The organism is Herbaspirillum sp. UBA812 (assembly GCF_002296545.1).
GTDB lineage: Bacteria > Pseudomonadota > Gammaproteobacteria > Burkholderiales > Burkholderiaceae_D > Herbaspirillum > Herbaspirillum huttiense.
The window spans coordinates 5,509-9,936 of sequence record NZ_DBIC01000199.1 but is presented as its reverse complement, the minus strand read 5'-3'; the positions used below and the strand labels follow the sequence as shown (position 1 = coordinate 9,936).

Genomic DNA, 4,428 nt, shown 5'->3' with positions numbered 1-4,428 from the left:
CAGGTGCAGCTCGGGTGCCAGCCAGGTATCGAGCTCCTCTTCGAAACTCAGGAGGCTGCCGGTGAGGCAGGCCACCAGCAGGAAGAAGGCGATGGCCAGCCCGGTCCAGCGATGCAGCAGGACCAGGTGGTGGCGGCGTGGCGCAAAGCGGCACAGCCAGGCGGACAGCGTGCTTACCATCGCGTGGTCAACTGCACGAGACCAGTGCGGCGCGCGCCATACTCGCAGAGTTCCGAGCAGAAGGCGTAGACGCGATCAGTCACGTTGTTGAGCTTGAAGGCCAGCTCGAAGTTGCGCCAGTCCGCATTGATGCGGCCCAGGTCCAGACGCGCGCCGAAGTCCAGCAGCGTGACCGAAGGCACCTCGAAGGTGTTGAGCGCATTGCCGTAGGAACGCCCGATGTAGCGCACGCCTGCCGACACATGGGCACCGGCCAGCGCACCGCGCCGGAAGGCATAGTCCGCCAGCACGCCTGCATTGTGTCTGGCCGCGCCGGGCAAGGCCTTGCCCTCGGTGTTGGTGCTGCTGCTGGTGGCGTTGTTGCTGGTGACCTTGGCGTTGGTATAGCTGTAGCTGGAGGTCAGGCTCAGGCCCTCGGTGAGGGACAGCTTGCCTTCCAGCTCCACGCCCTTGGAGCGGGCCGCACCGGTCTGCACCGAGTAGCCGGCATGGGCCAGGTCGGTGGTGGCCACGTTCTGGCGACGCAAGTCGAATACCGCCAGGGTGAAGAGCGCATTGGTATTGACGGGTGCGTATTTCACCCCGGCTTCATATTGCTTGGCACGTTCAGGCTTGAGCATGTCGCCGCCGAAACTGGTGCCGGTGGTGGGCGTGAAGGATTCGGTGTAGCTCAGGTAGGGCGAGACGCCATTGGCCAACTCATGCACCAGCCCCAGGTTGCGCGTGTTGGCGCGATCGCTGCGCTCGGTCCGGGTGCGCGCGATGGCATTGCTGACGGTCTGTTGCGAGCGGTCGTGGCGGATGCCGGCGGAGACAAACCAGCGTTCGGCGATCTTGAGCTGGTCCTGCAGATAGAAGCCCAGTTGGTCATCCACGGTGCGCAGATTGTAGTTCTCGGATACGGCGGGCAGATTGCCGTAGCTGGTCGTGTAAAGATTGGAGAGCACGTAACCTGCCAGCGTATTGGGACTGACATAACCGCGTACCGTGCCTGCGGTGTGATGGAAGCCCACTCCCATCAACACCTTGTGCTGCACGGCACCGGTGCTGAAATCGGCCTGCAGCTGGTTATCGGCGGTGAAGGTATCGGACTCGGTGCCCAGTCGCCAGCGCTGCAGCGCGGCCGTCGCCGACTGCGTGGCCGGATAGAAGGCGGCGAAGCGCATGCTGTTGCGGGTGCCGTTGTAATCCGTATAGCGCAGGTTCTGGCGGAAGCTCCACACTTCGTTGAACTGGTGCGAGAACTGCGAGCTGAGTGACCAGTTTTCGTAGCGCTCGCTGTTGTCGGCGCTGCGGCCCACTGCCGTGCTGGTCGGGATCTGCCCGTTGGGATTGGCCGTGACCGTGCCGCTGGCGGGGAAGACGTTGTTGGACAGGCCTTCGCTGCGCTGGTATTCGAAGCGGCCGGTCCATTCGGTGCGGTCGGACGGACGCCAGGTGATGGCCGGTGCCAGGAACAGGCGGCGATCGACGGTGCCATCGACCTGGGTGCCGGCGTCACGAGCCAGCCCGGTGATGCGATAGGACCAGACCCCGCCTTCATCGAGCGCACCCCCGAAGTCGCCGGCCACCTGCTTGCGATCAAAACTGCCGGCCTGCAGCTGCAGTTCACGCAGGGTGGTGGTGGTCGGTTTCTTGGAGACCACGTTGATCAGTCCGCCCGGCGCATTCTGTCCGAACATCACCGAAGCCGGTCCATGCAGCAGCTCGATGCGTTCCAGTCCGTAGGGTTCGGGCGCATAGCGGCTGTAGCTGGCGTTGGAGGCGGTGAGGGTGCCGTCGCGGTAGAGCGAGCCGCCATTGTTGATGGGGAAGCCGCGCAGCAGCGAAGCCGTTTCGGAAATGGCGAAGGCGCCATTGGAGACCTGGATGCCGCTGCTGTAGCCCAGTGCCTCCGAGACGGATCGTGCCTGCTGGGTGGCGATCTGGTCTGCCGTGACGACCGAGATCGATTGCGGAGTTTCGGTGATGGGGGTATCGGTCTTGGTCGCGGTGGCGCTGCGCTTGGCGACGAAACCGTGGACCGGGCCGGTGGCCTGTTCTTCCTGACCGGCGGTGACGGTGACCTGGGGCAGCGTGGCATCGGTGGTGGTCTGCGCCCAGGCGGGGGCGGCGGCGGGCAGGCCCAGCAAGGCCAGGCGCAGCGCCTGCACCATCAGGCGCGGACGGGCCACGGGAGAGGGCAGGAGAGCGCGGGCGTGCGGGGAAGTGCGGCAGGTTTTTCTTGTCGTCATGGTCAGGAGCGTGGTCGCAATGAGGGATCGCCAGCGGTGCTGGCGCGAGCCGAAGGGCCCGCTCTCTGATTGACGAATGAGACGTGTTCTTGTTTAGGGTGACAGGCAGCGCGATGAAAAAATCACGGCAGCAGATTGGGCAAGGCCGGCTTTTCATCGCCCGGGAAGGCGCGCTGCTTGTCGATGTTGAAATCAGGAAACGCCTGATGGCAGTGTGGATCGCCACGTCCTATCTTGGTTTGCATAACAAGGAGGGAGACATGTGTACCAATGCCATGAGCATCGCACGTCGACATCTGGGCATCATCGTGCGGCTGTGTGAGATGTCGGAACAGGATGAACCGATCGCCGAGCTGGTGCGCGCCACGGTCCGCAACTGCCTGCTGGCCATGCAGACGGCGGGGACCGAACCGATGGAGGCCGCCGAAATCATCGAACAGTTGCTGCAGCATGAACTGGCGGCCATGCCGGCAGAGCGCGCCAAATGCCGCAAGGTGCTGGAAGCGGCGCACCTGCATGCGGAATACCTGACCATGGCGGAGCGTCGCGCCACTCATTGAATGAGGCAACACGCGCGAATTCAGGGGTGAAATCAAGCCTGAATTCACTCCTGAATTCGCGCTTGAATTCGGGCTTGAATTCGGGCGTTCATTCAAGCGTTCATTCGAGCCGGCAACCCATCTCTCACATCACGTCATCAAACTGTTCCGCAGGCACCGGCCTGCCGAACAGGTAGCCCTGATAGCGCGTACACCCCAGCGCCGCCAGGAACTGCTGCTGCTCGCGGGTTTCCACGCCCTCGGCAATGACTTCCAGCCCCAGCGCATCAGCCAGGGTGATGATGCTCTTGGCGATGGCCACGTCGCTGGGCGCGAACAGCAATTCGCGCACGAAGGACTGATCGATCTTGAGCTGGTCGATCGGCAGCCGCTTGAGCAGCGACAACGACGAATATCCCGTCCCGAAATCGTCCAGTGACAGGGCCAGGCCGTGCTGCTTGAGTTCCATCATCTTTTCGATGGTGGCCTGTACATCCTCGACCATGGCCGACTCGGTCAGCTCCAGCTTGAGGTGGCAGGGATCGGCTCCGGTCGCTTGCAGAGTCTCCAGAATGGACTTCACGAAGTCCGGCTGGCGGACCTGGACAGCACTGACGTTGACGGCGATGACCACCGGCACCCGCCGGCCTTCGCGGTTCCAGCGCACCGACTGCCGGCAGGCCTGCTGGAACACCCAGAGGCCCAGCGGCAGGATCAATCCCGAAGCTTCGGCCACCGGAATGAAGATGGCGGGCGAGACGCTGCCACGGAAAGGACTGTTCCAGCGCGCCAGCGCTTCCACCCCGATCAGGTTGCCGGCCTGGTCACGCTGCGGCTGATAGTGCAGCAGGAATTCGCTGCTGCCGATGGCGCGTCGCAGGTCGCTTTCCAGACCGATGCGGAAATGCAGCGCATGTTCCATCTCCTGGTCAAACAGGCAGCTGGTATTGCGCCCCTTCTGCTTGGCCGCATACATCGCCAGGTCGCCCTGGCGCAACAGGTCTTCGACGCTGGCGCCTTGTCCGTGCATGAGGGCGATGCCGACCGAGCAGGTCGCGAAATGACTGAGTCCGTCCAGATCGAAGCGCTGCTCCATGGCCGCCACGATGCGCTGCGCGAATCCGCAAGCGCTCTCTTCGATGAGGGCTGGCGAGGCCAGGGGCTGCTGCTGCAGGATCACGAATTCATCACCGCCCAGGCGGGCGACCAGGGCCCCGCCAGCCAGTTCCTGCAGGCGTGTGGCGATCCGGCAGAGCAGCCGGTCGCCGATGGAATGCCCGAGGGCATCGTTGAGATCCTTGAAATTGTCGATGTCGATGAAGAACAGCGCTGAGGGCTGGCCGAGATAGCTGGCGGCGGCGATCTGGTCGAGCAGCAGGCGGCGGTTGGGCAGGCCGGTGAGCGGATCATAGAAGGCCAGTTGCCGGGTTTCGTCCTGCAAGCGCTTCTGGTCGCTGATGTCGATCTGGGTGCCG

General features: G+C 63.7%; 5 protein-coding genes. 1 reads left to right on the top strand and 4 read right to left on the bottom strand.

Annotation, left to right across the window (positions count from 1 at the left end; translation table 11 throughout):
- The 3 genes from B3873_RS13310 to B3873_RS13300 form a co-directional block, all read right to left on the bottom strand.
- On the bottom strand, window positions 1-180 hold a 180-nt coding region (locus B3873_RS13310), incomplete at its 3' end, for a PepSY domain-containing protein (RefSeq protein WP_286866637.1).
- Window positions 174-2,414, bottom strand: coding sequence for a TonB-dependent siderophore receptor (locus tag B3873_RS13305; protein WP_286866635.1), 2,241 nt, complete (start codon window positions 2,412-2,414; stop codon window positions 174-176). The genes B3873_RS13310 and B3873_RS13305, both read right to left, overlap by 7 nt.
- A gap of 122 nt (window positions 2,415-2,536) precedes the next feature.
- Window positions 2,537-2,659: a hypothetical protein gene (locus B3873_RS13300; RefSeq protein WP_286866633.1), complete on the bottom strand. Its 123-nt coding sequence runs from the start codon at window positions 2,657-2,659 to the stop codon at window positions 2,537-2,539.
- Window positions 2,660-2,674: 15 nt separating this feature from the next.
- On the opposite strand from B3873_RS13300, the gene B3873_RS13295 reads away from it, so the two are divergent.
- Window positions 2,675-2,974, top strand: a complete 300-nt coding sequence (locus tag B3873_RS13295; RefSeq protein ID WP_286866631.1) for a hypothetical protein — start codon at window positions 2,675-2,677, stop codon at window positions 2,972-2,974.
- 124 nt (window positions 2,975-3,098) lie between these two features.
- Here the strand turns inward: B3873_RS13295 and B3873_RS13290 are convergent.
- Window positions 3,099-4,428, bottom strand: a 1,330-nt coding sequence (locus B3873_RS13290; RefSeq protein WP_286866629.1) for a putative bifunctional diguanylate cyclase/phosphodiesterase, incomplete at its 5' end; no start/stop codon positions are given.

Excerpts from the sequence above, each read along its gene's own strand:
- B3873_RS13305 (WP_286866635.1), bottom strand. The coding sequence starts at position 2,414 with ATGACGACAAGAAAAACCTGCCGCACTTCCCCGCACGCCCGCGCTCTC.
- B3873_RS13300 (WP_286866633.1), bottom strand. The coding sequence starts at position 2,659 with ATGCAAACCAAGATAGGACGTGGCGATCCACACTGCCATCAGGCGTTT.
- B3873_RS13295 (WP_286866631.1), top strand. The coding sequence starts at position 2,675 with ATGTGTACCAATGCCATGAGCATCGCACGTCGACATCTGGGCATCATC.